Raw genomic sequence first — 24,513 nt, forward strand, 5'->3', positions numbered from 1 at the left:
CCGCAAGGACAATTCTCCACCAACCCTGACAACCGTCAGGCCTCGGTGGCCCCCACCGCATTCCCGGCCAAGTGCCCCAGGAAGGGCCCCGTCACGATCGCCCGCTCCGCGTCCCCGCCCGTGATCTCGACGATCCGACCATCCAGGTGTGGAACCTCGTGCGGGCTGTGCGAAGGACACAGCAGCCACAACCCATGCGGCGTCGAGCCCGCCTGCCGCGCCGACCGTTGCAGCCCGACCAAAAGGTCGTGCCCGCCCGCCTCGTAGTAGTGGCCGATCAACCCGGCCGTGTGCACGAACAGCACCTCGCCTGTCCGCCGCTTGGCGAGGCCTGTGAGCTGCTCGTCGACCCGCGGCCACACGCGGCTCACATACGACCGCAGCCCATTGGGCAACGTGCCGCTCTGCGTGAAGCGCGCGTCCGCGCCCAGCACCTTCGACCACTCCGTGCCCTGCTCGCCCGCAAGGGCGCGGAACTCGGCGAGGAAGAGCTGTGCCAGGTTCACCGGCACCACCGGGAAGGCGTCGGCCAGAGCGCTCACCGTTCCCCGCAGATTCCGCACGTCCACGTTCAACGCCAGGAATCCGCCACGCTCGATCGAAGACGTGAGCTTGGCCGACAGCAAAGCCACCGGATCCCGCCCGGCCGCTGCTCCGAACGCAGACAGTCCCGAGACCCTGCTCATCGAGGACGACGACCAAGGCCCTCCATGCGGCCCCAGCGGCGACGGCGGCCGGAAGCGCTTTGTCGCGACGTCGTACTCCAGCGGGAAGCCGGCCTGGTTGAGCGCGTCCTCCACCTCCACATACGTCGGGCTCCCGATCGACAGCCCTGGGAAGCGTGAACGCAGCCGTGCCAACAATCCGTCGAGGCTGATCCCGATATCAGGCCGCACACCCGCCGCGGCCTGCGAGATCCGAAATGCCCGCGAAAGCTCCAACGAGCGCGGATACAGCTCAAGGCGCGGCGAAGCAGCAGCCGATGTCGATGCCGCCGCAGCCAGGCCCACCAATCGCGCCTCCGTCAGCGGATCAAGGCCGGCCGGAGCGGCGACGGCCCGCAGGTCACGCAACACCGCCGCGTGATCCGGCAGCGGCTCGGTGGCCGCGATCTCGTCGGCCTTGTTCCCGAGCGCGAGCGCGTACCCGGCCAATTCGTCCGACGTCGGGGCGTTCGAGCCGCCCAGTGACTCCAGCGCGATCAACACGCGCCCGCGTCGCCGCAACACCGCTATCCGCGGCTCGTGCTCCTCGTCGCGCCCGGTCAACAGCGTTTCGGCGGTCACCGCCGCGCGGACGATCGCGAGCGCCTCCGACATTCCGTGGTCCGCGCCGCTGTCGTCCGAACCGTTGCGCGCGCGTACTTCGACGGCGAGTTCGGTGGCGGTCATCACGCGGCCCGCATCGCGGACGATTTTCGTCAGGTGATCCCGCACATTGGCCAGCCACGGGGTGGCCGCCCACTCCTTGGCGACCGAGGTGTGGTGTTTGGACGCAGTGACCTGCGTGATGCCCAAGGCCACCGCAACGTCCTTCTGCGTCGGCCACTCCTCGAGCGCGGCGACCGCGTCCGTTGTATTGCCCGGAACAGGCAGCCCCAGCATGGTGGCGATGACCTGCGGAAGGCAGTTGTCCTTGCGCCCGGCCGGTGCCGGCACCAGTAGCCGCGCCAACTCCTCGACGGGGCGCAGATGTTCGGACGCCGTCGGCTCTTCCGCCTGCCCGTCGGCGACCGGATGAGGATCCGGCGACTTGCGAGTGGCCACCGGTACGGCCTTCTGCCGCAAAGCCGCCGTCCACTGGCGGTGCCTGCGCGTGAGTTCCTTCCGGATCACCGCGCCTGTCCCCCGCCGGGCCCGCCCGAACTTGTACAACGGCAGATCGAGCATCTCTTCGACCGTCGACGCGCCGAACTCGCCCGCCACCGCGACCGCGCGCGGCGACAGACCTGCGTGGTCGAGCGGCGTGTCCAGGCTCGCCGCCGCGGCGACCAGGTCGCGAGTCTCCTCCAAGGTCTGCCCGAGTACGCCCGCAGTCGCCGGAGTCGGTGCGGGCGCGGTGGCATCCGCAGCCGTAAAGACGGCCCGCCAGGCATCGCGCATCTGCCGGAGCGTCTCGAAGCGTCGGCTGGTGTGGCGATGCAACGCGCGTTCGAAGAAGGCAGTCAGCCCAGGCCGCAGTACCGGCTCGAAGAGTTCGACCGACAGGCGCGGGAGTTCGTCGGTCGCCGTACGCGGATCGGAGACCCCGTCGCCCCACACCGGCCGGTCGGCAGAAGCCATCTCGTGCAACACGACCGCCGCCGCGTACCGCTCCGCTTGATCGTCGAACGTCTGCCGGCGCACCTCGTCAAGAAACGGATCGAGATAGCCGCGTGTCCCGGCCTTGAGATCACGATCGGAGGCGTCCGCGAGCGAGAAGTCGAACAGCATCAACTGCGGATCGCCGTGTGGCGGTGTGGCGATCCCGAAGTTGTCCGGCTTGAGGTCGCGGTGGCGCATCCCCTTGCTCGCGAGGTCGCCGAGCGCGGTGAACATGTCCTCACCGAACGACGCCAAGTCCTGGTACGAGAGCCGCCCTTGCGCCCGCAACCGCTGCCCGAGCGATTCCTCTCCGGCGTACTCCAAGCGCAGCACCATGCGGCCGCCGATCGTGTACGCCGGCGCGAGCAACCGCACGATCCGACCGCCACCGGCCTGCTCCAGCGCGGCGGCCTCGGCGAGCAGGCGAGCGTCCTTGTCCGCGTCGAGCGCGACCTTGAGCACGCACTGCTCGATCACCGCCCGCCCACGCTCGTCCTCGCTCGTCCGCTCCACCAGAAGCGCCCGGGCCGTGGCGCCGGAACCGAGTACGCGTCGCACCGTCCAGTCGCCGTCCACCGGCTGACCCACACTCGCCTCGAGCGGGTCGGTCGCCACTGCGGCAGCCTGCTCGGCGTTCTCCTGCTGTACCTCGTCGAACAGGTCCAAGAACGTTTCGGCGTTTGCGAGGCGGTCTTCGAGCGTCGATCGAGTTGCGGCGTAGATCAGGTCGTCCAGCCCGGGCGCGATCGAATCGCTGACCGCGTACGGGTGCAACCCGCCTTCTTCCGCCAGCCGCCCGATGAGCGCGGTGCGAGTCTCGGCTGGCGCTACTCCGGTAAGGATGTGGTAGGCCACCGCTCCCAGTCCGAAGACATCCAGGTCGACCGGGTCGACGTACTGCTGGTCGACCTCCGGAGCCAGGTAGAGCTGTGCGGAATCCTCGATGTGCTCGCCGCCCAGTGGACTTTCCCCGAGCGAGCGCAGGGACGTCGTGTCGAAGTCGCGGGCGGCGGTCTGCCAGTCGATGATCCGCAGCACCGGGTCGGAACCGTCGGTCTTCGCCGTGACGTAGATCGAGCGCGCCGCGAGTGCCCGGTGGTAGAGCGAGCGGCGGTGGGCGTATCGCAGCGCCTCGGCCAGTTGGCGGACCATGTCCCGCCGTACCGCGTCCGACAACGAGTCGCCGTGCAGCGCAAGGTAGCTGTCCAAACGCAGATCGGCCGACCGGTGCCGGAACAGGATCGCGGGCCCACCCTGGTGCTCGCGGATGTCCACGGCCTGGGCGATTCCGCGGTGGCTGATGCCTTGCAACACCTGATACTCACGCTTCGCGGCGCGGTCGGTCGAGCGCCGCCGCTCCTGCGTCGCCTGCTGTTCGACCAGGTAGATGCGGACCCGCCCCTCTTCGTGGACCATGCCTTGGCGCTCGGCCAGGCGGTCCTCCCAGGTCGGGCCGGCGTCGAGCGGGCGAGGCGCGAGCTTCCAGTGGTCCCCGAAGTCGAGGTGGGCGGTGGACGCCCGGACACCGATCTTGCGCATCAGTTCCGGAAGCTTCAGGGAGAAGTCCGCGACGATCCTGCGATCCTCTTCCCGCTGCGGAGCGACACCGAGAAAGTCGTCCCACACGCCCGGCAGGCCCGTCCGGATCCCGTCGCGCCCGTAGACGTTCACGCTCTGCACGGCGTCGAGGTGGCTCTCCAACGTCGGAGCGGAGAGAAAGATCGCCGGGTTCACCCGCGGGATACGCAGGTTCAGGCGCAGGCTCCGCGCGGCCCACTCCAGTTGGCCCTTGAGTTCCTTCGACTTCAAGTCGGTGAGGTGCAACGGGTTGCGGAGGGTGCGGACGCTGTTGTCCGCGTCCCGGAAGCTCCAGTTTTCGCCGCGGTTGGTGAGCCGGCCCGGGTGGCCCTTCAACTCGACCAGAAACAGCCCGCGCGGGACCGCGATGAACAGGTCGCACTCGTTGATCCGGCCCGACTGCGCGGTGAACGAGAAGGTCGCCCAAGCGCGATGCGGTTCGGTGGGCGGCATCCGATCCTTGACGTGGTCGAGCCCGTCCTGCTCCCACGGAAAGGGCGAGGGACGGGTTTGATGCCACCGCTGCACCCTCGGAGGACCAGGCCTGGGCGCCCCCGAGCCGCCTGCTGCCGCCACTGCCGACCACCACACCTTCCACCGCGGATCCCACACGCCGCACGTCGTGTCGACCGCACCGGGAAAGGCTATGACGTGGAGCGGGCGTCCGACAGAACGGTTAGGCCACCAAGAACTCAAAAAGCCGCTCAACGCAGTGCGTCGAGCGGCTTCGAGTCTCTGTGTGCCCCTGGCAGGATTCGAACCTGCGCACACGGCTCCGGAGGCCGTTGCTCTATCCCCTGAGCTACAGGGGCTCGGGTGACGTGAACATTACCAGCTCTGGGGAGTGGGTTGCGAAGGGGTTGGGGGGAGGGGGCGGGGGAGGTGCGGGATGAGATGTGCGGATCGGGCCCCGAGGTGGGTGTGGGGGGCCTAACCTCACTGGCGTGGGCGGGATTGGTGGTGAGGCGGCGCGGGTGCTTGTCGTGGATGACGACGAGGTGATTCGGCAGCTGATCGCGGTCAATCTGCGGCTGGAGGGGTTTGTGGTGAGCACTGCTCGGGATGGTGAGGAGTGCTTGCGGCTCGTGCATGAGGTGCGGCCGGATCTGGTCACGCTCGATGTGGTGATGCCGCATCTGGACGGGATCGGGACGGCGGCTCGGTTGCGGGCGGATCCTCGGACCAGTGGGTTGAAGATCCTGATGATCAGTGCCTGTGCTCAGGACGAGGACTTCTCGCGGGCTCGGGCGGTGGGGGTGGACGGGTATTTGACGAAGCCGTTTCATCCCGAGCAGCTCATTCGGTTGGTGCGGGCGTTGTCGCCGGAAACGGAAACAGGAGCCGCGGCAGGAGTGGAAGCGGGAGCGACACCGGGAGCCGCGGCAGGAGTGGAAGCCGAGCCCGAGCCGGCTTCGGAAGTGTCACCCGAATGACCGACGCCGCCCGCCGGGCGGGTTGGTCGGCGGGTCGCCTACCCTTGTCCCCGTGACCCCCGCAGAGCTTTCGCAGTCAGTGTTGTCCGCGGTTCGTGCCGCCGTCGAGGCGGGCGAGCTCGCCGTTGCCGTGCCCGAGAGCACGACGGTGGAGCGACCCAAGAACCGCGAGCACGGGGACTACGCGACGAACATCGCGTTGCAGCTCGCGAAGCCGGCCAAGCGGCCGCCGCGGGAGATCGCCCAGCTGCTGGCCGCGCGGATCGCGCAGGCGACCGGTGTGGCCAAGGTCGACATCGCCGGCCCCGGGTTCCTGAACATCACGCTCGACACGGCCACCCAGGGCGAGTTGGCCCGCAGCATCGTCGAGGCCGGCGCCGCGTACGGCAGCAACAACGCGTTCGACGGGCTCAAGATCAACCTGGAGTTCGTCTCGGCGAACCCGACCGGGCCGATCCACATCGGTGGGGTGCGCTGGGCCGCCGTCGGCGACTCGCTCGGGCGGATCCTGCGCGCGTCCGGCGCCGACGTCACCACCGAGTACTACATCAACGACGCCGGCGTGCAGATCGACAAGTTCGGCAAGTCGCTGATGGCGGCGGCGAACGAGCGCCCCGTGCCCGAGGACGGCTACGTCGGCGCGTACATCAACGACATCGCCGCCGACATCGTCGCCGAGCGTCCCGACGTGTTGAGCCTGGCCGAGGCCGAGCAGGAGAAGGTCTTCCGGGCCACCGGGCTCAAGCTGATGGTCGCCGAGATCCAGCGCTCGATGGAGAACTTCGGCGCGCACTTCGACGTGTGGTTCTCCGAGACCACGCTGCACGCGTCCGGCGCGGTGGAGAAGGCGATCGAGCGGCTGCGCGAGCAGGGCCACGTCTACGACGACAACGGCGCGATCTGGCTGCGCACCACGGACTACGGGGACGACAAGGACCGGGTCCTGATCAAGTCGGACGGCGAGAAGACCTACTTCGCCTCCGACGCCGCGTACTACCTGAACAAGCGCGACCGGGGCAACGAGGTCGCCGTCTACATGCTCGGCGCCGACCACCACGGGTACGTCGGGCGGCTCAAGGCGATCGCGGCCTGCGCGGGCGACGACCCCGAGCACAACATCGAGATCATCGTCGGCCAGTTCGTGAAGATGATGCGCGCCGGCGAAGAGGTCCGGATGTCCAAGCGCGCGGGCAACATCATCACCATCGACGACGTCGTCGAGTGGATCGGTGTCGACGCCGCGCGCTACTCGCTGGCCCGCTCGTCCACCGACTCCACGATCACCCTCGACATCGACATCCTCACGTCGCACAAGAACGAGAACCCGGTGTTCTACGTTCAGTACGCGCACGCGCGGATGTCCTCGGTCGAGCGCAAGGCGGCCGAACGCGGGATCGTCAAGGGCGAGTTCACGCCGGAGCTGTTGTCCACCGAGTGGGAGTCCGACCTGCTCGGCATGCTCGGCGAGTTCCCGCGGGTGGTCGCCAAGGCCGGCGAGATGCGCGAGCCGCACCATGTCGCGCGTTACCTGGAGCAGTTGGCCGGCACGTACCACCGCTTCTACGACCACTGTCAGATCCTGCCCAAGGGCGAGGAAGAGGTCACCGACCTGACGTACGCCCGAATGTGGCTGGCCGAAGCCGCGAAAACCGTGGTGGCCAACGGCCTCGCCCTGCTCGGGGTGTCCGCCCCCGAGCGCATGTGACGGATCGTCACAACGCAGGCGACAGGCCGAAGGCCGGGCGGATGCCCGGCCTTCGGCGTTTCCCGGCCCGCCGCCGGCCGCCGCACCCGCCCCGCAGAAGACCCACACCGACGCCCACACCCCCCGGGGAGCACCACGACATGAGCCGTTCCGCCCACCCCGCCGGTCCCCGCCACGCGGACGTCCTGCCCGACGGCGCGCCGCCGATCGCGCCCGAGGACCTGACCCTGCTCGACCCGAAGATCTGGCCCACGAACGCCGAGCGCGGCGCCGACGGCGTGGTCACCATCGGCGGCCTGGACGTGCGCGAGCTCGCCCGCGAGTTCGGCACTCCCGCGTACATCCTCGACGAGGCGGACTTCCGGGCCCGCTGCCGTGCCTGGCGCGAGGCGTTCGAGGGCGCGGACGTGTTCTACGCGGGCAAGGCCTTTCTGTGTCGCGCGCTGGTGCGCTGGATCGCCGAGGAGGGCCTGAACCTGGACGTGTGCACCGCGGGCGAACTGGCCGTCGCGCTGTCCGCGGGCATGGACCCGGCCCGGATCGCCTTCCACGGCAACAACAAGTCGAGCGCCGAACTGGAACGCGCCCTGGAGGTCGGCGTCGGCCGGATCGTGGTCGACTCGTTCGAGGAGATCAGCCGGCTGGCGTTCCTGGCCGACCGGCGCGGCGTCACCCAGAAGGTCCTGGTCCGGATCACCGTCGGCGTCGAGGCGCACACCCACGAATTCATCGCGACCGCGCACGAGGACCAGAAGTTCGGCTTCTCGCTGGCCGACGGCCGGGCCGCCGAGGCGGTCCGCCGGATCCGCAAGCTCGACTCGCTCGAACTGATCGGCCTGCACTCGCACATCGGCTCGCAGATCTTCGACACCGCCGGGTTCGAGGTCGCCGCGCGCCGCGTGGTCGGCCTGCTGGTCGCGGTCCGGGACGAGCACGGCGTCGAACTCCCCGAGATCGACCTCGGCGGCGGCCTGGGCATCGCCTACACCTCCGCCGACGACCCGCAGTCGCCCGCGATCATCGCCGCCTCGCTGCTGGACATCGTGCGCCGCGAGTGCGCCGCCGCCGGGCTGGCCGCGCCCCGGCTGTCGGTCGAACCCGGCCGCGCGATCGCCGGGCCCGGCACGTTCACGCTCTACGAGGTGGGCACGATCAAGCCACTGGAGGGCCTGCGCACCTACGTCAGCGTGGACGGCGGCATGTCGGACAACATCCGCACCGCGCTCTACGACGCCGAGTACACCGTGACGCTCGTCTCACGCGAGAGCGACGCGGCGCCGATGCTCTCGCGCGTGGTGGGCCGACACTGCGAGTCGGGCGACATCATCGTCAAGGACGCGTACCTGCCCGCCGACCTGGCCCCCGGCGACCTGCTCGCGGTACCCGCCACCGGTGCCTATTGCCGCTCGATGGCGAGCAACTACAACCACGTGACCCGCCCGCCGGTGATCGCGGTCCACGACGGCAGCGCGCGCGTGATCGTGCGGCGCGAGACCGAAGAGGACCTGCTCCGCCTCGACATCGGCTGAACGACCACATCCGGGCCCGCCGTACGAGAGCATCACGGCACGAAAAAACGCACACGCACACGAACACGAACACCGGAACCGAACCCCGGGGGCAAGACTCCGGCGCACGACCCCCGCCGAAGCGAGAACACCGGAGCAATACCCCGCCGGAGCGAGAACACCGGAACAAGAGCACCGGCACAAAAGAACAAGGAACACCGGAACAAGAACGACGGAACGATCGGGGGTCGCCACGCGGCGGCCCCCGGGCTCGGGAGAAAATCCCGTGGCCGCCATGCGAGGCCGCAAGAATTGTCGTCTCGGATCCTGGACCAGCCCTGGTTCGGAGAATGATCCGAGCGACACTTGTCGGCACTGCCCGACTCCGGAAATCCCCCGGACGGCAGACTCGGACAACCTTTGTCTTCGAGAAGTGAGGTCGGATGATGCGTACGCAGCCGCTGAAGGTGGCGCTGCTCGGTTGTGGTGTGGTCGGCTCCGAAGTGGCCCGCATCATGACGACGCACGCGACCGACCTCGCCGCCCGAATCGGGGCCCCGATCGAGCTGGCCGGCGTGGCGGTACGCCGGGCCGGGCGCGAGCGCGCGGGCATCGACCCCGAGCTGGTCACCACGGACGCCGTGGAACTGGTCAAACGCGACGACATCGACGTCGTGGTCGAGGTGATCGGCGGCATCGAGCCCGCCCGCGGCCTGATCCTGTCCGCGATGGAGCACGGCGCCTCGGTGGTCTCCGCCAACAAGGCGCTGCTCGCCGAAGACGGCTCGACGTTGCACGCCGCCGCCGCGAAACACGGTGTGGACCTCTACTACGAGGCCGCCGTGGCCGGCGCGATTCCGCTCCTGCGTCCGCTGCGCGAGTCGCTCGCCGGGGACAAGGTGGAGCGGGTCCTGGGCATCGTCAACGGCACCACCAACTTCATCCTGGACCGGATGGACTCGACCGGCGCGGGCTTCGCCGAGGCGCTCGACGAGGCCACCGCGCTCGGGTACGCCGAGGCCGACCCCACCGCCGACATCGAGGGCTTCGACGCCGCCGCCAAGGCCGCGATCCTGGCCGGTCTGGCCTTCCACACCCGGGTGACCGCCGCCGACGTCTACCGCGAGGGCATCACCGAGGTCAGCGCCGCCGACGTGGCCAGTGCCAAGGCGATGGACTGCGTGGTCAAGCTGCTGGCGATCTGCGAGCGCGGCGCCGACGGGCAGAGCGTCAGTGCCCGCGTGCACCCGGCGATGATCCCGCGTTCGCACCCGCTCGCGTCGGTGCGCGAGGCGTACAACGCGGTCTTCGTCGAGTCCGAGGCGGCCGGACAGCTGATGTTCTACGGCCCCGGGGCCGGTGGCGCGCCGACCGCGAGCGCGGTGCTCGGCGACCTGGTCGCGGTCTGCCGCAACAAGCTCTCCGGCGCGACCGGGCCCGGCGAGTCGGCGTACGCCCGACTGACCCCGCAGCCGGTGGGCATCGCCCGTACCCGCTACCACCTGAGCCTGGACGTCTCCGACCGAGCCGGTGTGCTGGCCCAGGTGGCCGCGGTGTTCGCCCAGCACGACGTGTCCATCGACACGGTCCGTCAACAGGGCCGGGACGGGGATGCCACACTCGTGATCGTCACCCATACCGCCACCGACGCCGCGCTCGCGGCGACCGTCGCCGATCTGCGCGGTATGGACATCGTCCGTGACATCGCCGGCATCATGCGGGTCGAAGGGGAGTAGAGGGACCGTGAGCGCGCTCAAGGAAGGCGTCCGCACCACTCAGTGGCGCGGGGTCATCGAGGAATACCGCGACCGTCTGCCGGTCTCGGCGAACACACCCGTGGTCACCCTGCGTGAGGGTGGTACGCCGCTGGTCCCGGCCCAGGTGCTCTCCGAGCGCACCGGATGTGAGGTTCACCTCAAGGTCGAGGGCGCCAACCCGACCGGGTCCTTCAAGGACCGCGGCATGACGATGGCGATCTCCAAGGCCAAGGAAGAGGGCGCGCGGGCGGTCATCTGCGCGTCCACCGGCAACACCTCGGCCTCGGCCGCCGCGTACGCGGTGCGCGCCGGGATGGTCTGCGCCGTGCTGGTGCCGCAGGGCAAGATCGCGCTGGGCAAGATGGGCCAGGCCCTCGTGCACGGGGCGCGCATCCTCCAGGTCGACGGCAACTTCGACGACTGCCTCACGCTCGCCCGCGATCTGGCCGAAAAGTACCCGGTCGCGCTGGTGAACTCGGTCAACCCGGTGCGCATCGAGGGCCAGAAGACGGCCGCCTTCGAGATCGTGGACATGCTCGGCGACGCGCCCGACATCCACGTGCTCCCGGTCGGCAACGCGGGCAACATCACCGCGTACTGGAAGGGCTACAACGAGTACGCGGCCGACGGCCTGGCCGCCCGCCGCCCGCGCATGTGGGGCTACCAGGCGGCCGGTTCGGCGCCGCTGGTCAACGGCGCGCCGGTGCTCTCGCCGCAGACGATCGCCACCGCGATCCGGATCGGCAACCCCGCGTCGTGGGACTTCGCGATCGCCGCGCGGGACGATTCCGGCGGTCACATCGAATCGGTGACCGATCGTCAGATCCTGTCGGCGTACCGTCTGCTGGCCGCCCGGGAGGGCGTCTTCGTGGAGCCGGCGTCCGCCGCGAGTGTGGCCGGATTGCTCCAGGCGGCCGAACAGGGGCGGGTCGATCCGGGCCAGCGGATCGTCTGCACGGTCACCGGCAACGGCCTCAAGGACCCGGACTGGGCCGTGGCCGGCGCGCCCAAGCCGGTCGTCGTGCCGATCGACGCGTCCGCGGCGGCTGCCCAACTCGGCCTGGGCTGACCCGTTCGGCCGCCATCGATCGATGCACCGGTGGAACGTCGCCCATTCGCCACATTCACCGGTGTGAAAATCGTTTCGGAATCGAATCCGGGCGGTCGACGGGCACTCGTCGACCGCCCCCGGTCCTTTTCGATCCCATTTCCGGTACCAATCCCACGACGCGGTGGTTACGGTGTCCCGCGAGGGAACGCACCTTCGGTAGGCTGATCACCGGACGCGGCCTTGCACTCGTTCCGCGGCGCATGCCGCCCGGGTCTCGCGTCTGTTCCTGCCGTTCCGCAGCACCCGCGATTTCCCGAACGCGCCACCGGTTCGGATCGTCCCGCGAAGGTGCCCGGAACTCCACGAGGAGGAGTATCCACGCGTATGGCCGGCCCCGCATTCCGTGCCGCCCCCGTCCGGGTTCGCATCCCGGCCACGAGCGCCAACCTGGGTCCCGGGTTCGACGCGTTCGGACTCGCGCTCGGACTGTACGACGACGTCGCCGTCCGGGTCGCGGACGAGGGCTTGTCGATCGACATCGCAGGTGAGGGCGCCGACGACCTGTCCCGTGACGAGAACCACCTGGTCGTGCGCGCGGCCTACGCCGCGTTCGAGGCGATGGGCGGTCGACCTCCCGGGTTGGACGTCGTATGCGCCAACCGGATCCCGCACGGACGCGGTCTGGGCTCGTCGGCCGCGGCGATCTGCGCGGGTGTGATCGCCGCCCGGGCGCTGACCATAGGCGGCGCCGAACGGCTCGACGACGAGGCCACACTCGCCCTGGCGACCGAGTTGGAAGGCCACCCGGACAACGTCGCGGCGTGTCTGCTCGGCGGCTTCACCATCGCCTGGACCGACGAGGACGGCCCCCGGGCGGTGCGATCGACCCCCGACCGGGGTATATCTCCAGTCGTGTTCGTACCCGCCTCCCCGCTGTCCACCGAGGTCGCGCGCGGTCTGCTGCCGGCCAAGGTGACGCATCGCGACGCCGCGGCGAACGCGGGACGCGCCGGCCTGCTGGTCACCGCGCTGACCTCGCGTCCGGACCTGCTGTTCGCCGCGACCGAGGACCGGCTGCACCAGACCTACCGGGCGCCCGCGATGCCCGCGAGCGCCGAATTGATCGACAAGCTGCGCGCACAGGGGATGGCCGCGGTCGTCTCCGGCGCGGGGCCGACCGTGCTCGCCCTGGTCACACACGACCGGGTCGACGAGGCGATCGGTATGGCCGGGCCCGATTGGGTGGTTCGGCAATTGGGAGTGGACGGGGCCGGAGCAAGCGTCATGCCACTGGCGTGACCTGCGTACTCGCTGTTCGTTGGCAGTACGCCCGGTAGGCGGGAGACGGACCCGACGGCACACCCGGCGCGGCCGGGCGAACGGTCCGAGCGGTGGTGGATCCGTTCACTCCACTGCACTACCGCAGGAAAAATGGGCTGCGCCGGGGGAGCGATGGGGTGGGGGAATGTCTCTTGGGTCCGGTAGTGTTAGCGTCATCACCGCACCAGATCCCCCACCCGCATAGGTTGGGCGCGTTCGGTGCTCTGTGGCCACGATCCTTTGGGAGTTCCCCCTCCTGCCTGTCCTTCGTGACGAACGTGGCTCCCCGATACAGACCGGCGGAACCACCGCGCCGCGTCGAGCTCATCCCGGGGACCCGAGGGCCGTTCCTTCACAGGAAATCGAGCCCCTACAGGAATACGAGCCCCCACAGGCATACATGAGCCCGATCCTCGCAGTACTGGGCACATTTTCGATGATTCCCGCCATCCGGCGGACCACCGCACCGGACCGCACTGGAAGCGGGACGGACAGCACAACCGGTCGCCGAGCCCCCTCAAGGCCGACGCCCGCTCCAGGGAAGGACCCTTCGTGAGCGACACCACCGAACTCATGGACGCAACGCCGCAGGCCGCGTCCGCCTCGGGTGACGCGGCTGCCACCGCGGACGCCCCCGCTCCCGCCACGCGGCGCCGCCGCTCGACGGGCACCGGCCTCAACGGCATGGTGCTGGCGGAGCTGCAGCAGGTCGCCACCGGTCTCGGCATCAGCGGCACCGGCCGCATGCGCAAGAGCCAGCTGATCGAGGCCATCCAGGCGAAGCAGGGTGGTTCGGACGCCGCTCCCGCTGCAGCCACGAAGCCGGCCCGGGCCACCAAGGCGAAGGCCGCCGCCGCAGCCGCAGCCGCGGACAACGGCGCGGCACCGGCCGAGGCCGCCGCCGCGGCGCCCGCCGAGGCGCCCGTCGCGGAGGCGCCCACCAGGGCCCGCCGCGCCGCGCGGACGCGGGTCGCGGTCGAGGCCCCGCAGATCGAGATTCCGGAGCAGGCCGCCGCCGAGGCGCCTGCCAACGGGCGCACCCGGCGTGAGCAGGAGCCGGCGGCCGAGGCCACCGAGGCCCCGACCCGCCGTCGTGGCGAGCGCACCGAGCGCACCGGCGACGAGCAGGGCGAGCAGCGCGAGGGTGGCGAGCGTGAGGGCCGCCGCGAGCGTCGCGAGCGCGGCCAGAACCGGCGCGACCGCGGCGACCGCGGCAACAACGAGCGCGGCGGCGAGCGGACCGAGCGCGCCGAGCGCCCGGAGCGCGGCGAGCGGGCCGAGCGTGGCGACCGCGGTAACGAGCGCGGGGAGCGCGGCGGCGACCGCGCCGAGCGGGCCGACCGCGGCGGCGAGCGCGGCAAGCAGCAGCAACAGCAGCAGCAGGACAACGACCCGATGGGTCCGGACGACGACTTCGAGGGCGGCGGCCGTCGGCGTCGTGGCCGTTACCGCGACCGCAACCGTCGCCGCGGCGGCCGCGAGGGCTTCGAGACCAACGAGCCCGTGCTGGCCGACGACGACGTCCTGGTCCCCGTCGCGGGCATCCTGGACATCCTCGACAACTACGCCTTCGTGCGGACCTCGGGCTACCTGCCCGGCTCCAACGACGTGTACGTCTCGCTCGCCCAGGTCCGCAAGAACGGCCTGCGCAAGGGTGACGCGATCGTCGGCGCGGTGCGTCAGCCGCGCGACGGCGAGCGTCGGGAGAAGTTCAACGCCCTCGTGCGCCTGGACACGGTCAACGGCATGGAGCCGGAACAGGCGCGGCAGCGCTCCGACTTCAACAAGCTGACCCCGCTGTACCCGCAGGACCGGCTCCGTCTGGAGACCGACTCCGGCGCGCTGACCACGCGGATCATCGACCTCGTGTCGCCGATCGGCAAGGGCCAGCGCGGTCTGATCGTCGCGCCGCCCAAGGCGGGCAAGACGATGGTGCTCCAGGCGATCGCCAACGCGATCACCGTGAACAACCCCGAGTGCCACCTGATGGTCGTGCTCGTGGACGAGCGCCCCGAAGAGGTCACCGACATGCAGCGCTCGGTCAAGGGCGAGGTCATCTCCTCGACCTTCGACCGGCCCGCCGAGGACCACACGATCGTCGCCGAGCTGGCCATCGAGCGGGCCAAGCGCCTGGTCGAACTGGGCCACGACGTGGTCGTGCTGCTCGACTCGATCACCCGCCTGGGCCGCGCGTACAACCTCGCGGCGCCCGCCTCCGGCCGCATTCTGTCCGGTGGTGTCGACTCGACCGCGCTGTACCCGCCGAAGAAGTTCTTCGGCGCGGCGCGCAACATCGAGAACGGCGGCTCGCTGACCATCCTGGCCACCGCGCTGGTCGAGACCGGCTCGCGGATGGACGAGGTGATCTTCGAGGAGTTCAAGGGCACCGGCAACATGGAGCTCAAGCTCGACCGCAAGCTCGCCGACAAGCGGATCTTCCCGGCGGTGGACGTGGACGCGTCCAGCACCCGCAAGGAAGAGATCCTGATGGCCTCGGACGAGCTCGCGGTCGTCTGGAAGCTGCGCCGGGTGCTGCACGCGCTCGACCAGCAGCAGGCCATCGAGCTGCTTCTGGACAAGATGAAGAAGACCAAGAGCAACGGCGAGTTCCTGATGCAGATTCAGAAGACGACGCCGATGCCGAACGACTAGTCGTAAAGACCAGTCGTAGGACGCACCACTTTCAGACGCAAGATCAGACACAGCGTCGGCCAGGAGGGAATGTCACGACCCCGGTCGTGGTTGGGCGGTACAGACCCTGATTTGGGTCCGGTCGCCCCCTCCTGGCAGACTGCTCTGTCGGCCCCGGTTCACGTGACGCCCACTCGGGCGTACGACCCGGCGCCCTCCCGAACCCAAGGAGACTCCTGTGAAGCCCGACATCCACCCCGAGTACGTGGAAACCACCGTCACCTGTGGCTGTGGCTCGACGTTCACCACGCACAGCACCGCGACCAGCGGCCAGATCCGCGTCGAGGTCTGTTCGCAGTGTCACCCGTTCTACACGGGCAAGCAGAAGATCCTCGACACGGGTGGTCGTGTGGCGCGCTTCGAGAAGCGCTTCGGCAAGCAGCCGGTGGCCGGCAACAAGTAGCGACCCCGCGGCGCCGGAGGAGCGGTGGGCCTTGTCCAAGGTCCGTCCCGCCCCTCCGGCGCCGTTCGTTTGTCCGCCCGTCCGGGCGTCCCGCCGATCCCGCCACCGCGTCACGATCCCGCCGAGTTCGCGGCCATACCCCAGAGGAGCCCCCAGTGTTCGAGGCGATGGACGACCTGCTCGCCGAGCACGCCGACCTGGAGCGACAGCTCGCCGATCCGGCCGTGCACACGGACCAGACGCGCGCGCGCAACCTCGGGCGGCGCTACGCCGAACTGGGGCCGATCGTGGACGCCTATCGGCAGTGGTCCGGTGCCGCCGCCGACGTCGAGGCCGCACACGAACTGGTCGCCGAGGACCCGGACTTCGCCGCCGAGGCGGAGGAGGCCGAGCAGCGCCGCGAGGAGTGCGCGGAGAAGCTGCGCCGGCTGCTGGTGCCGCGCGACCCGGCCGACGACAAGGACGTGATCCTCGAGGTCAAGGCGGGCGAGGGCGGCGAGGAGTCGGCCCTGTTCGCGGGCGACCTGCTGCGGATGTACCTGCGCTACGCCGAGCGGGCCGGCTGGAAGACCGAGATCCTCGAATCCAACGAGTCCGATCTCGGCGGCTACAAGGACGTCCAGGTGGCGGTGAAGACCAAGGGCAACCCCGCGCCCGGCGAGGGCGTCTACGCCCGGCTCAAGTTCGAGGGCGGCGTACACCGCGTCCAGCGCGTGCCCGCCACCGAGTCGCAGGGCCGCATCCACACCTCCGCAGCCGGCGTCCTGGTGCTGCCCGAGGCGGAGGACGTCGAGGTCGAGATCAACGCCAACGACCTGCGCATCGACGTGTACCGCTCGTCCGGGCCCGGCGGCCAGTCGGTCAACACCACCGACTCCGCGGTGCGCATCACGCACCTGCCCACCGGCATCGTGGTCTCCTGCCAGAACGAGAAGAGCCAGCTCCAGAACAAGGAGTCGGCGATGCGCATCCTGCGCGCCAGGATGCTCGCCGCGGCCCAGGAGGAGGCCGACAAGGAGGCCTCCGACGTACGCCGCAGCCAGGTCCGCACGGTGGACCGCTCCGAGCGCATCCGGACGTACAACTTCGCGGAAAACCGGATTTCGGACCACCGCGTGGGCTACAAGGCGTACAACCTGGACCAGGTGCTCGACGGCGATCTCGATCCGGTCATCCAGGCGTGTGTGGACGCCGACATGGCCGCCCGGCTCGCCCACCAATAACGGAGACGAGATGAACCTGCTGCTCGCCGAGGTGGCCCAGGCCACCCTGCGACTGGCCGACGCGGGCGTTCCCTCTCCGCGCTTCGATGCCGAGGAACTCGCGGCGTTCGTGCACGGCGTCAAGCGGGGCGCCCTGCACACCGTCGCCGACGGCGACTTCGACGCGCGGTTCTGGGAGGCCATCGCGCGCCGGGAGGCCCGTGAGCCGTTGCAGCACATCACCGGGCGGGCCTTCTTCCGCTACCTCGAACTCCAGGTGGGTCCCGGCGTGTTCGTGCCCCGGCCGGAGACCGAGGTGGTGGTCGGCTGGGCGATAGACGCGCTGCGCGCGATGGACGTCGCCGAACCGCTCGTGGTCGACCTGTGCACCGGCTCCGGCGCGATCGCGCTCGCGGTCGCCCAGGAGGTGCCCCGCTCGGTCGTGCACGCGGTCGAGCTGGACCCGGACGCGTACCGCTACGCCGCGCGCAACGCGAGCGGCTCGCGGGTGATCCTGCACCGGGGCGACGCGCTCGCCGCGCTGCCGGAGCTGGACGGCACGGTCGACCTGGTGATCAGCAATCCGCCCTACGTTCCGCTGGACGAGCGGGACGAGATGGCCCCCGAGGCGCGCGACCACGACCCCGAACTGGCCCTGTTCTCCGGGCCGGACGGGTTGGACTTCATCCGGATCCTGTCCAAGACCGCCTACCGGCTGCTGCGCCCGGGCGGTCTGGTGGTGGTCGAGCACGCGGACACCCAGGGCGGCGCGGTGCCGTGGATCTTCAACGAGGAGGCCGGCTGGGTGGACGCGGCCGACCACCGCGACCTGACCAATCGCCCGCGCTTCACCACCGCACGCAAGGAAGGCGCGTGAATCGCGCGCCCCGCACGTCCGCGCGGCCGGCCTCGCCCGTGCCGCCCACACCCTTTGTGGCACCCGCACCACCCACGGCACCCGCAGCACCCGCGGCACCCGCACGTTCGGCACCACACGCGGCACCCGCGGCACCCGCACGCTCGGCTTCGCCCGCACGGCCCGCTTCGCCCGTTCCGCTTCAGGAGGTAAGTGCCCGATGAGCCGACGCTACGACTGCTCCGACGCGATGGACCGTGGGCTCGGGCTGCGTGAGGCGACCGGGGCGATCAAGCGCGGCGACCTGGTCGTGCTGCCCACGGACACCCTGTACGGCATCGGCGCGGACGCGTTCACCCCGCACGCCGTGCACGCGTTGCTGGACGCCAAGGGCCGGGGCCGCAACATGCCCTCGCCCGTGCTGGTGGGCTCGCCGAACACGCTGCACGGCCTGGTCACCGGCTTCCCCGAGGTGGGCTGGGAACTGGTCGACGCGTTCTGGCCGGGCGCGCTCACCATCGTCGCCTTCCACCAGCCGTCGCTGATGTGGGACCTGGGCGATACGCGCGGCACGGTCGCGGTGCGGATGCCGCTGCACCCGGTCGCGATCGAACTGCTCACCGAGACCGGGCCGATGGCGGTCAGCAGCGCGAACCGGTCCGGCAATCCGGCGGCGACCACGGTCGACGAGGCCGAGGCCCAACTCGGCGAATCGGTGTCGGTGTACCTGGACGGCGGCACCTGCCCCTCGACCGCGCCGTCCTCGATCATCGACCTGACCGCCGGCCGCCCCCGGCTGCTGCGTGAGGGTGCCCTGTCGTTGGACACGTTGCGCGAGGTCGTACCCGACCTGGAGGGCGTGAATTGACCCCGCCACCTCCCGTGGGGCACTCCTACGGGCCGTACGGGTCCGCGCCCGACTCGTTTCGGATCCTGTTCGTGTGTACGGGGAGCATCTGCCGCTCGCCGATCGCCGAACGGCTCGCGCGGCTGGGACTGGAGCGCCGGCTCGCCGCCGACGACGCGGTCCGCCTCAGCGTGCAGAGCGCCGGGACCTGGGGGCACGAGGGCGCGCCGATGGAGCCGCACGCGGCCGAGGTGCTGCTCGAATACGGCGCCGACCCGGGCGACTTCCACGGCCGCGAACTGCTGGACGAGCACGTCGCCGAGGCGGACCTGGTGCTCACCGCGACGCTCGACCACCGCGCGCACGTGGTGTCCATGGGGCATGCCTCCGGCCTGCGCACGTTCACGCTCAAGGAGTTCACCCGACTGGTCGCGGTGCTGGAGCGCGCGCCCTATCCCGAGCGCGATCTGGTCCAGCGCGGCCGCTCGTTGGTCCGGGCCGCCGCGGCGCTGCGTGGGCGGCTGGCCGCGCCCGATCCCGAGTGGGACGAGGTGGCCGACCCGTACGGCGCGCCGCTGAGCGTGTTCCGGGCCTGTGCCTCCGACATCGGCTCGGCCCTGGACCCGGTGCTCACCGCGCTCACCGGGCACCCCGCGCACAGCCACTGACGACATCTCGGCGCGCGGGTCGCGCGCACCCGCGCGGCGCGGCCGGCGATCGGCCCGAATCGGCGCGAATCCACCCGTCGGGCAAGCAGCCCGAATCGGCCCGAATCCGCCCCTCGAGAGCCTGTCCGTGTCCCGACCCCCGGCATATGGTGGAGAGGTCCCTGCGGCCTTGAGGAGCAGTGCCATGGGCACTCCCGACTCCACGTCAACTCCCTTCTGGGGACCGGACTTCGCCGCCCTGTGCGAGGCGGACCCGGAGATCGCCGAGGTGCTTTTGGGCGAGTTGGCCCGGCAACGCGGCGGTCTGCAGTTGATCGCCGGCGAGAACTTCACCTCCTCGGCGGTGCTGGCCGCGCTCGGCAGCACGCTCGCCAACAAATACGCCGAGGGTTATCCCGGACGGCGCTACTACGGCGGGTGCGCCGAGGTGGACCGCGCCGAGGAGCTCGCGGTGCGCCGGGCCCGGGCCCTGTTCGGCGCCGAGCACGCCAACGTGCAGCCGCACTCGGGCACCGCCGCGAATCTGGCGGCCTATGCGGCGGTCCTGGCGCCGGGCGACACGATCCTGGCCATGTCGCTGCCGCACGGTGGCCACCTCACCCACGGCTCCCGGGTGAATTTCTCCGGCCGCTGGTTCCACGCGGTCGCCTACGGGGTGCGCGAGAGCGACGAGCGGATCGACTACGACCAGGTCCGGGACCTGGCCCGGGCGCATCGGCCCCGGCTGATCGTGTGCGGCGCCACCGCGTATCCACGGCTTGTCGATTTCGCGGCATTTCGCCGAATCGCCGACGAGGTGGGCGCCTACCTGATGGTGGACGCGGCGCACTTCATCGGTCTGGTCGCGGGTGACGCGGTGCCCTCGCCGATCCCGTTCGCGGACATCGTCACGTGCACCACGCACAAGGTGCTGCGCGGTCCGCGCGGCGGGCTGATCCTGTGCCGTGAGGAACTCGCCGACCGGATCGACCGCGCGGTGTTCCCGTTCAGCCAGGGCGGGCCGCACATGCACTCGGTGGCGGCCAAGGCGGTCGCGCTGGGCGAGGCGGCCGGGGCGGCGTACCGGGTGTACGCGCGCCGCGTGGTGGCCAACGCGCAGGCGTTGGCGCAGGGTTTGCAGGCCGAGGGCATGCGGGCGGTCTCCGGGGGCACCGACACCCACCTGGCGCTGCTGGATCTGCGGGGGATCGGGGTCAGCGGCAGCGACGCGGAACGCCGCTGCGAACGCGCGGGCATCACGCTGAACAAGAACGCGATCCCGTTCGATCCGGTGAAGCCGATGATCGCCTCCGGGATCCGGGTCGGCACGGCCGCGGTGACCACGCAGGGGATGACCGAGACGGACATGAAGGAGATCGCCCTGCTGATCGGTCGGGCGGCGCGTGAGGACGACGAGAGCGTGCTGCGCGAGGTGCGTGCGGCGGTCGGCGACCTCGTGGCGACCCATCCGGCCTACCCGCGCCGCTGAGTCGCCCACCGGGCAATCCCGGCCCGGGGTGGCTGGGACCAGGGAGACTGTGGTTACGTGTGGGGCGACGGGCCGGTGGTGGCACCACCGAGCACAGTGCGATCGTCCCTCGCCGGTGAAGGTTCGGCGATTCTCCCGGGGAGCGGCGGCACGTCTAGTCTGAAGCCCGTGCTGCCGCTGGGATGTGCCGAAGCCGGGGACGGTTGAGTCTTGCGCGAATACCTGCTCACGCTGTTCGTCGCCGCCGCGGTGACCTACCTGCTGACGGGCGCGGTCCGCCGGTTCGCCATCGCCGCCGGCGCGATGCCCGAGATCCGCGCGCGCGACGTGCACAAGGAGCCGACCCCGCGCCTGGGCGGGTTGGCGATGTTCGGCGGTTTGTGCGCGGGTCTGCTGGTCGCCCGGCATCTGCCGGTGCTGGAGGACGTGTTCACCGCCTCGACCGACGTACAGGCGTTGTTGTCCGGCTGCGCGCTGATCTCGGTGCTCGGGGTGATCGACGACAAATGGGGCGTCGACGCGATCATCAAGCTGCTCGGTCAGGCGCTCGCCGCGGGCGTGATGGTCTGGCAGGGCATCGTGATCCTGTGGCTGCCCATCCCCGGCTACGGCACGGTGAGCCTGACGCCGACCCAGGGCACGTTGCTGACCATCGGGATAGTGGTCATCACGATCAACGCGGTGAACTTCGTGGACGGCCTGGACGGCCTCGCGGCGGGCATGGTGTGCATCGCCGCGCTGGCCTTCTTCGGCTACTCGTACCGGCTGTGGTTCGGATACGGCGTCTCGGGCGCCGCCGCACCGACGCTGTTCACCGCGCTGCTGATCGGGATGTGCGTGGGTTTTCTGCCGCACAACCTGCACCCTGCGCGGATCTTCATGGGCGACTCCGGCTCGATGCTGATCGGCCTGATGCTGGCCGCCGCCGCGGTCACCGTGACCGGCCGGATCGACCCGGACGCGATCGCGGCGCAGAGCGACGGCTCGATGTCCTTCACCACGCACAAGCTGGTGCCCGTCTACATTCCGCTGGTGCTGCCGTTCGCGGTGCTGGTGGTGCCGCTGATGGACCTGGTGATGGCGGTCGGCCGGCGCGGTTGGGCGGGGCGCTCGCCGTTCGCGGCGGACAAGGGCCACCTGCACCACCGGCTCCTGGAGATCGGCCACTCGCACAGCCGCGCGGTGCTGATCATGTACTTCTGGTCCGGCCTGATCGCGTCGTTCACGGTGCTGATCTCGGTCCGCCCGGAGCGGCGTCCGATCGTGTACGTGGGTCTGGGTCTGATCGCCATCGGCCTGGTGTTCCTGATGTTGCCGAGGTTCAAGCCGCACGTGCCGACCGAGCTGTACAACGTGGTCCCGCCGCGCTATCGGCGGATGCGCCGGCGGCGGCGCGGCGCGAACGTTCCGGTCGATCGGATGGTTCCCGGCGAATCAGACGGCGTACGGCTGAACGGAGCATCCGCCACAGGCGCCACAGGCTCCACACGTCATCCGCAAAACCCCACCCCACCAGCGCATTTGCCTGCGGGCAGGGGTGCGCGAAAGGGTGGTGGAAGGCTGTGAGCTTGTACACACGAACGGGTAAAGCTCTGCTCAAATAGTTTGTGATAGCGTTCACGAACCAGGATCAACGGCCGATGAACCCCCAGCAACGAGGGTTCTGATCCCCCACGGCCATTCCCGAGCGTTGCGTCGTCCCGAGCGTGTGCTCGGGCGACAGATCCGCCTCTGCCCCCCACTGATGCCGGAGTCACCGACATGCAGGCCAATGACGTCCGCCTTCTCCGAGGTTCGGTCGTGTGCACGACCGGGGCCGGGGTAATCGCGGCCATCGCGGCCTTCTTCGCGGCCGGTGGCAAAGGATTGCTCGGCGCGGTGCTCGCCACTGTCGTCGTCCTGGTCTTCTTCGCGATCGGCCAGTTGGCGATCGGGCGTATCTCGCGCAACAACCCCCTCATGATGATGAACATGGCGCTCTTCACGTACATCGTGCAGATCCTGCTGTTGGGGTTGGTTTTGTTCCTGTTCAAGGACACCAAGGCGTTCGACACGAAGGTGTTCGGACTCACCATCCTCGGGGCCACGCTGGTCTGGGTCGCCTCGCAGGTGTGGATCTTCACCCGACTGAAGATCGCCTACGTCGAACCGGACGGAGAGCGATGACATACGACCGACGCCGGACACGAGCGACACGGGGTTCGCGGGCCGGGTATGTAGACGCGACGCCGGTACTGCTAATGTCCGGGGCGTCATGAGCGAGAGAGGCCCCCGTCCACCGGACCGAGAGAATCGGGCGATGGACGGTGCCGCATGGTCGAGTGTCGGTTATCTGCTGAGCGGGATGCTCGTCTACGGCGGAATCGGCTGGCTGATCGACCGGTGGACCGGCCACTCCGCACTGTTCCTGCCGATCGGCCTGGTCGTCGGAATCGCTCTGGCCCTTGTTCTTGTCTTTGTCCGCCACGGCAGGTCCTCCTGACCGGGCCCTGTTGCGTGCCGCTCCGTGGCCCCTCGCCACGCCGACACATCGAGGTAGCCGAAAACATGCTTCACGACGAAGGAGTCGGTGGTGACTGCTGACGTCCAGACGCTCGCCAGCGAGAGCGGATGTCACCTGTTCTCCGGGTGCGGCTTCCCCTCGCCCGGGCTGAACGTCTTCGAGTTCAAGCCGATCTTCTCCATCGGGGCCTTCGACTTCACGAAGCCGATGTTGCTCGCGCTCATCTCGATGCTGCTGGTGATCGGCTTCTTCTGGAGTGCGTTCGCCAAGCCCAAGATGGTGCCGCGCGGCGCGCAGAACGTCGGCGAGTTGGGCTACCTGTTCGTTCGCGACAACATCTCGCGGGAGACGATGGGCAAGAAGGGCGACCCCTACGTCCCCTTCCTGTTCTCGATCTTCTTCTTCGTGTGGGTCATGAACGTGATGGCGATCATCCCGTTCGCCCAGTTCCCCGCGACCTCACGCATCGCCTTCCCGGCATCGATCGTCGGCGTCGTGTACGTGACCTACCTGGTCCTGGGCATCAAGAACCAGGGCTTCGTCGGTTACTTCAAGAACATGATGTTCCCGCCCGGTCTGCCGAAGGCGATCTACTTCCTCCTCGCGCCGATCGAACTGCTCCAGGGTCTGATCACCCGGCCGTTCACCATGGCGGTCCGACTGTTCGCGAACATGTTCGCCGGACACATGCTGATCGTCACCTTCAGCGTCGGCGCCTGGTACCTGCTCGGCTTCCACATCGGGGCGCTCTTCTCGGCGACCTCGTTCATCGTGGTCGTCATTCTGACCGCGTTCGAGCTGATGATCCAGGCGCTGCAGGCGTACATCATCACGCTGCTCGCGGCCTCCTACATCTCCAGCTCGCTCGAATCCGAGCACTGAGAGACCCCGCAGACCTTCCCTCTCCTCGACCGTCGTCCGGTGGATCGTCCATCGGCCTCGAAAAAAGGATCAGTTCCCATGATGAACCTCGCCGCCGAAGGCGTTTCGGGCAGCCTCGGTTCCATCGGTTACGGCCTCGCCGCCATCGGCCCCGGTATCGGTATCGGCATCATCTTCGGTAACGGTGTCCAGGCCATGGCCCGTCAGCCCGAGGCTGCCGGTCTGGTCCGCCAGAACATGCTGCTGGGCTTCGCCCTCGCCGAGGCGCTCGCGCTCATCGGCGTCGTCATGCCGTTCGTCTACGGCACCTGATTCATCCGCTACGGACGGAAGGTCCT

The 24,513-nt window shown here is 69.7% G+C and carries 19 protein-coding genes and 1 tRNA gene; 18 read left to right on the forward strand and 2 right to left on the reverse strand.

The genetic code is table 11. From position 1 onward, the window contains the following. Window positions 1-35: 35 nt before the first annotated feature. Both pglW and OG948_RS24065 read right to left on the reverse strand, forming a co-directional pair. Complete coding sequence (gene pglW / locus OG948_RS24060; protein WP_406298465.1) at window positions 36-4,493, reverse strand: BREX system serine/threonine kinase PglW; 4,458 nt, start codon at window positions 4,491-4,493, stop codon at window positions 36-38. A 128-nt stretch (window positions 4,494-4,621) separates the two neighbouring features. Continuing rightward, window positions 4,622-4,693: transfer RNA gene (locus OG948_RS24065), tRNA-Arg, on the reverse strand. Window positions 4,694-4,825: 132 nt separating this feature from the next. Between OG948_RS24065 and OG948_RS24070 the strand changes: the two genes are divergently transcribed. From OG948_RS24070 to atpE, 18 genes are all read left to right on the forward strand, one after another. Further along, on the forward strand, window positions 4,826-5,314 hold the full coding sequence (locus OG948_RS24070; protein WP_406298466.1) for a response regulator transcription factor: 489 nt from the start codon (window positions 4,826-4,828) through the stop codon (window positions 5,312-5,314). Between the two features lie 52 nt (window positions 5,315-5,366). Further along, window positions 5,367-7,019 (forward strand): arginine--tRNA ligase, encoded by a 1,653-nt coding sequence (gene argS, locus OG948_RS24075; protein ID WP_406298467.1) that lies wholly within the window; start codon window positions 5,367-5,369, stop codon window positions 7,017-7,019. A gap of 140 nt (window positions 7,020-7,159) precedes the next feature. Next, complete coding sequence (gene lysA / locus OG948_RS24080; protein ID WP_406298468.1) at window positions 7,160-8,548, forward strand: diaminopimelate decarboxylase; 1,389 nt, start codon at window positions 7,160-7,162, stop codon at window positions 8,546-8,548. Window positions 8,549-8,970: 422 nt separating this feature from the next. Then, window positions 8,971-10,263 (forward strand): homoserine dehydrogenase, encoded by a 1,293-nt coding sequence (locus tag OG948_RS24085; protein ID WP_406298469.1) that lies wholly within the window; start codon window positions 8,971-8,973, stop codon window positions 10,261-10,263. 7 nt (window positions 10,264-10,270) lie between these two features. After that, window positions 10,271-11,353, forward strand: a complete 1,083-nt coding sequence (thrC, locus tag OG948_RS24090; protein ID WP_406298470.1) for a threonine synthase — start codon at window positions 10,271-10,273, stop codon at window positions 11,351-11,353. 366 nt (window positions 11,354-11,719) lie between these two features. Further along, window positions 11,720-12,634, forward strand: coding sequence for a homoserine kinase (thrB, locus tag OG948_RS24095; RefSeq protein WP_406298471.1), 915 nt, complete (start codon window positions 11,720-11,722; stop codon window positions 12,632-12,634). A gap of 573 nt (window positions 12,635-13,207) precedes the next feature. After that, complete coding sequence (rho, locus tag OG948_RS24100) at window positions 13,208-15,307, forward strand: transcription termination factor Rho (protein WP_406298472.1); 2,100 nt, start codon at window positions 13,208-13,210, stop codon at window positions 15,305-15,307. Between the two features lie 217 nt (window positions 15,308-15,524). Then, entirely contained in the window at window positions 15,525-15,749 is a 225-nt protein-coding gene (gene rpmE, locus OG948_RS24105) for a 50S ribosomal protein L31 (protein ID WP_355543038.1), read from the forward strand. Window positions 15,750-15,904: 155 nt separating this feature from the next. Next, window positions 15,905-16,972 (forward strand): peptide chain release factor 1, encoded by a 1,068-nt coding sequence (gene prfA / locus OG948_RS24110; protein ID WP_406298473.1) that lies wholly within the window; start codon window positions 15,905-15,907, stop codon window positions 16,970-16,972. Between the two features lie 10 nt (window positions 16,973-16,982). Further along, window positions 16,983-17,828: a peptide chain release factor N(5)-glutamine methyltransferase gene (gene prmC, locus OG948_RS24115; RefSeq protein WP_406298474.1), complete on the forward strand. Its 846-nt coding sequence runs from the start codon at window positions 16,983-16,985 to the stop codon at window positions 17,826-17,828. 199 nt (window positions 17,829-18,027) lie between these two features. After that, the gene (locus OG948_RS24120) at window positions 18,028-18,675 is read left to right on the forward strand and encodes an L-threonylcarbamoyladenylate synthase (protein WP_406298475.1); all 648 of its coding nucleotides are present in this window, start codon (window positions 18,028-18,030) and stop codon (window positions 18,673-18,675) included. Continuing rightward, window positions 18,672-19,322 carry a low molecular weight phosphatase family protein gene (locus tag OG948_RS24125; RefSeq protein ID WP_395866000.1) on the forward strand — a complete coding sequence of 217 codons (651 nt, stop codon included), beginning with the start codon at window positions 18,672-18,674 and terminating at the stop codon, window positions 19,320-19,322. The genes OG948_RS24120 and OG948_RS24125 overlap by 4 nt, the downstream gene beginning before the upstream one ends. A 184-nt stretch (window positions 19,323-19,506) precedes the next feature. Next, window positions 19,507-20,790 (forward strand): serine hydroxymethyltransferase, encoded by a 1,284-nt coding sequence (gene glyA / locus OG948_RS24130; protein WP_406298476.1) that lies wholly within the window; start codon window positions 19,507-19,509, stop codon window positions 20,788-20,790. Between the two features lie 210 nt (window positions 20,791-21,000). After that, complete coding sequence (locus tag OG948_RS24135; protein ID WP_406298477.1) at window positions 21,001-22,356, forward strand: MraY family glycosyltransferase; 1,356 nt, start codon at window positions 21,001-21,003, stop codon at window positions 22,354-22,356. Between the two features lie 234 nt (window positions 22,357-22,590). Continuing rightward, entirely contained in the window at window positions 22,591-22,956 is a 366-nt protein-coding gene (locus OG948_RS24140) for a hypothetical protein (RefSeq protein WP_406298478.1), read from the forward strand. A gap of 133 nt (window positions 22,957-23,089) precedes the next feature. Then, window positions 23,090-23,272, forward strand: coding sequence for an AtpZ/AtpI family protein (locus tag OG948_RS24145; protein WP_395865992.1), 183 nt, complete (start codon window positions 23,090-23,092; stop codon window positions 23,270-23,272). Between the two features lie 87 nt (window positions 23,273-23,359). Beyond that, a complete protein-coding gene (gene atpB, locus OG948_RS24150) occupies window positions 23,360-24,175 on the forward strand; it encodes a F0F1 ATP synthase subunit A (RefSeq protein ID WP_406298479.1) in 816 nt (271 codons plus the stop codon). Window positions 24,176-24,253: 78 nt separating this feature from the next. Beyond that, a complete protein-coding gene (gene atpE / locus OG948_RS24155) occupies window positions 24,254-24,487 on the forward strand; it encodes an ATP synthase F0 subunit C (RefSeq protein WP_201260819.1) in 234 nt (77 codons plus the stop codon). Window positions 24,488-24,513 lie beyond the last annotated feature (26 nt).

The sequence above is a fragment of the Embleya sp. NBC_00888 genome (assembly GCF_045207655.1).
Lineage (GTDB): Bacteria > Actinomycetota > Actinomycetes > Streptomycetales > Streptomycetaceae > Embleya.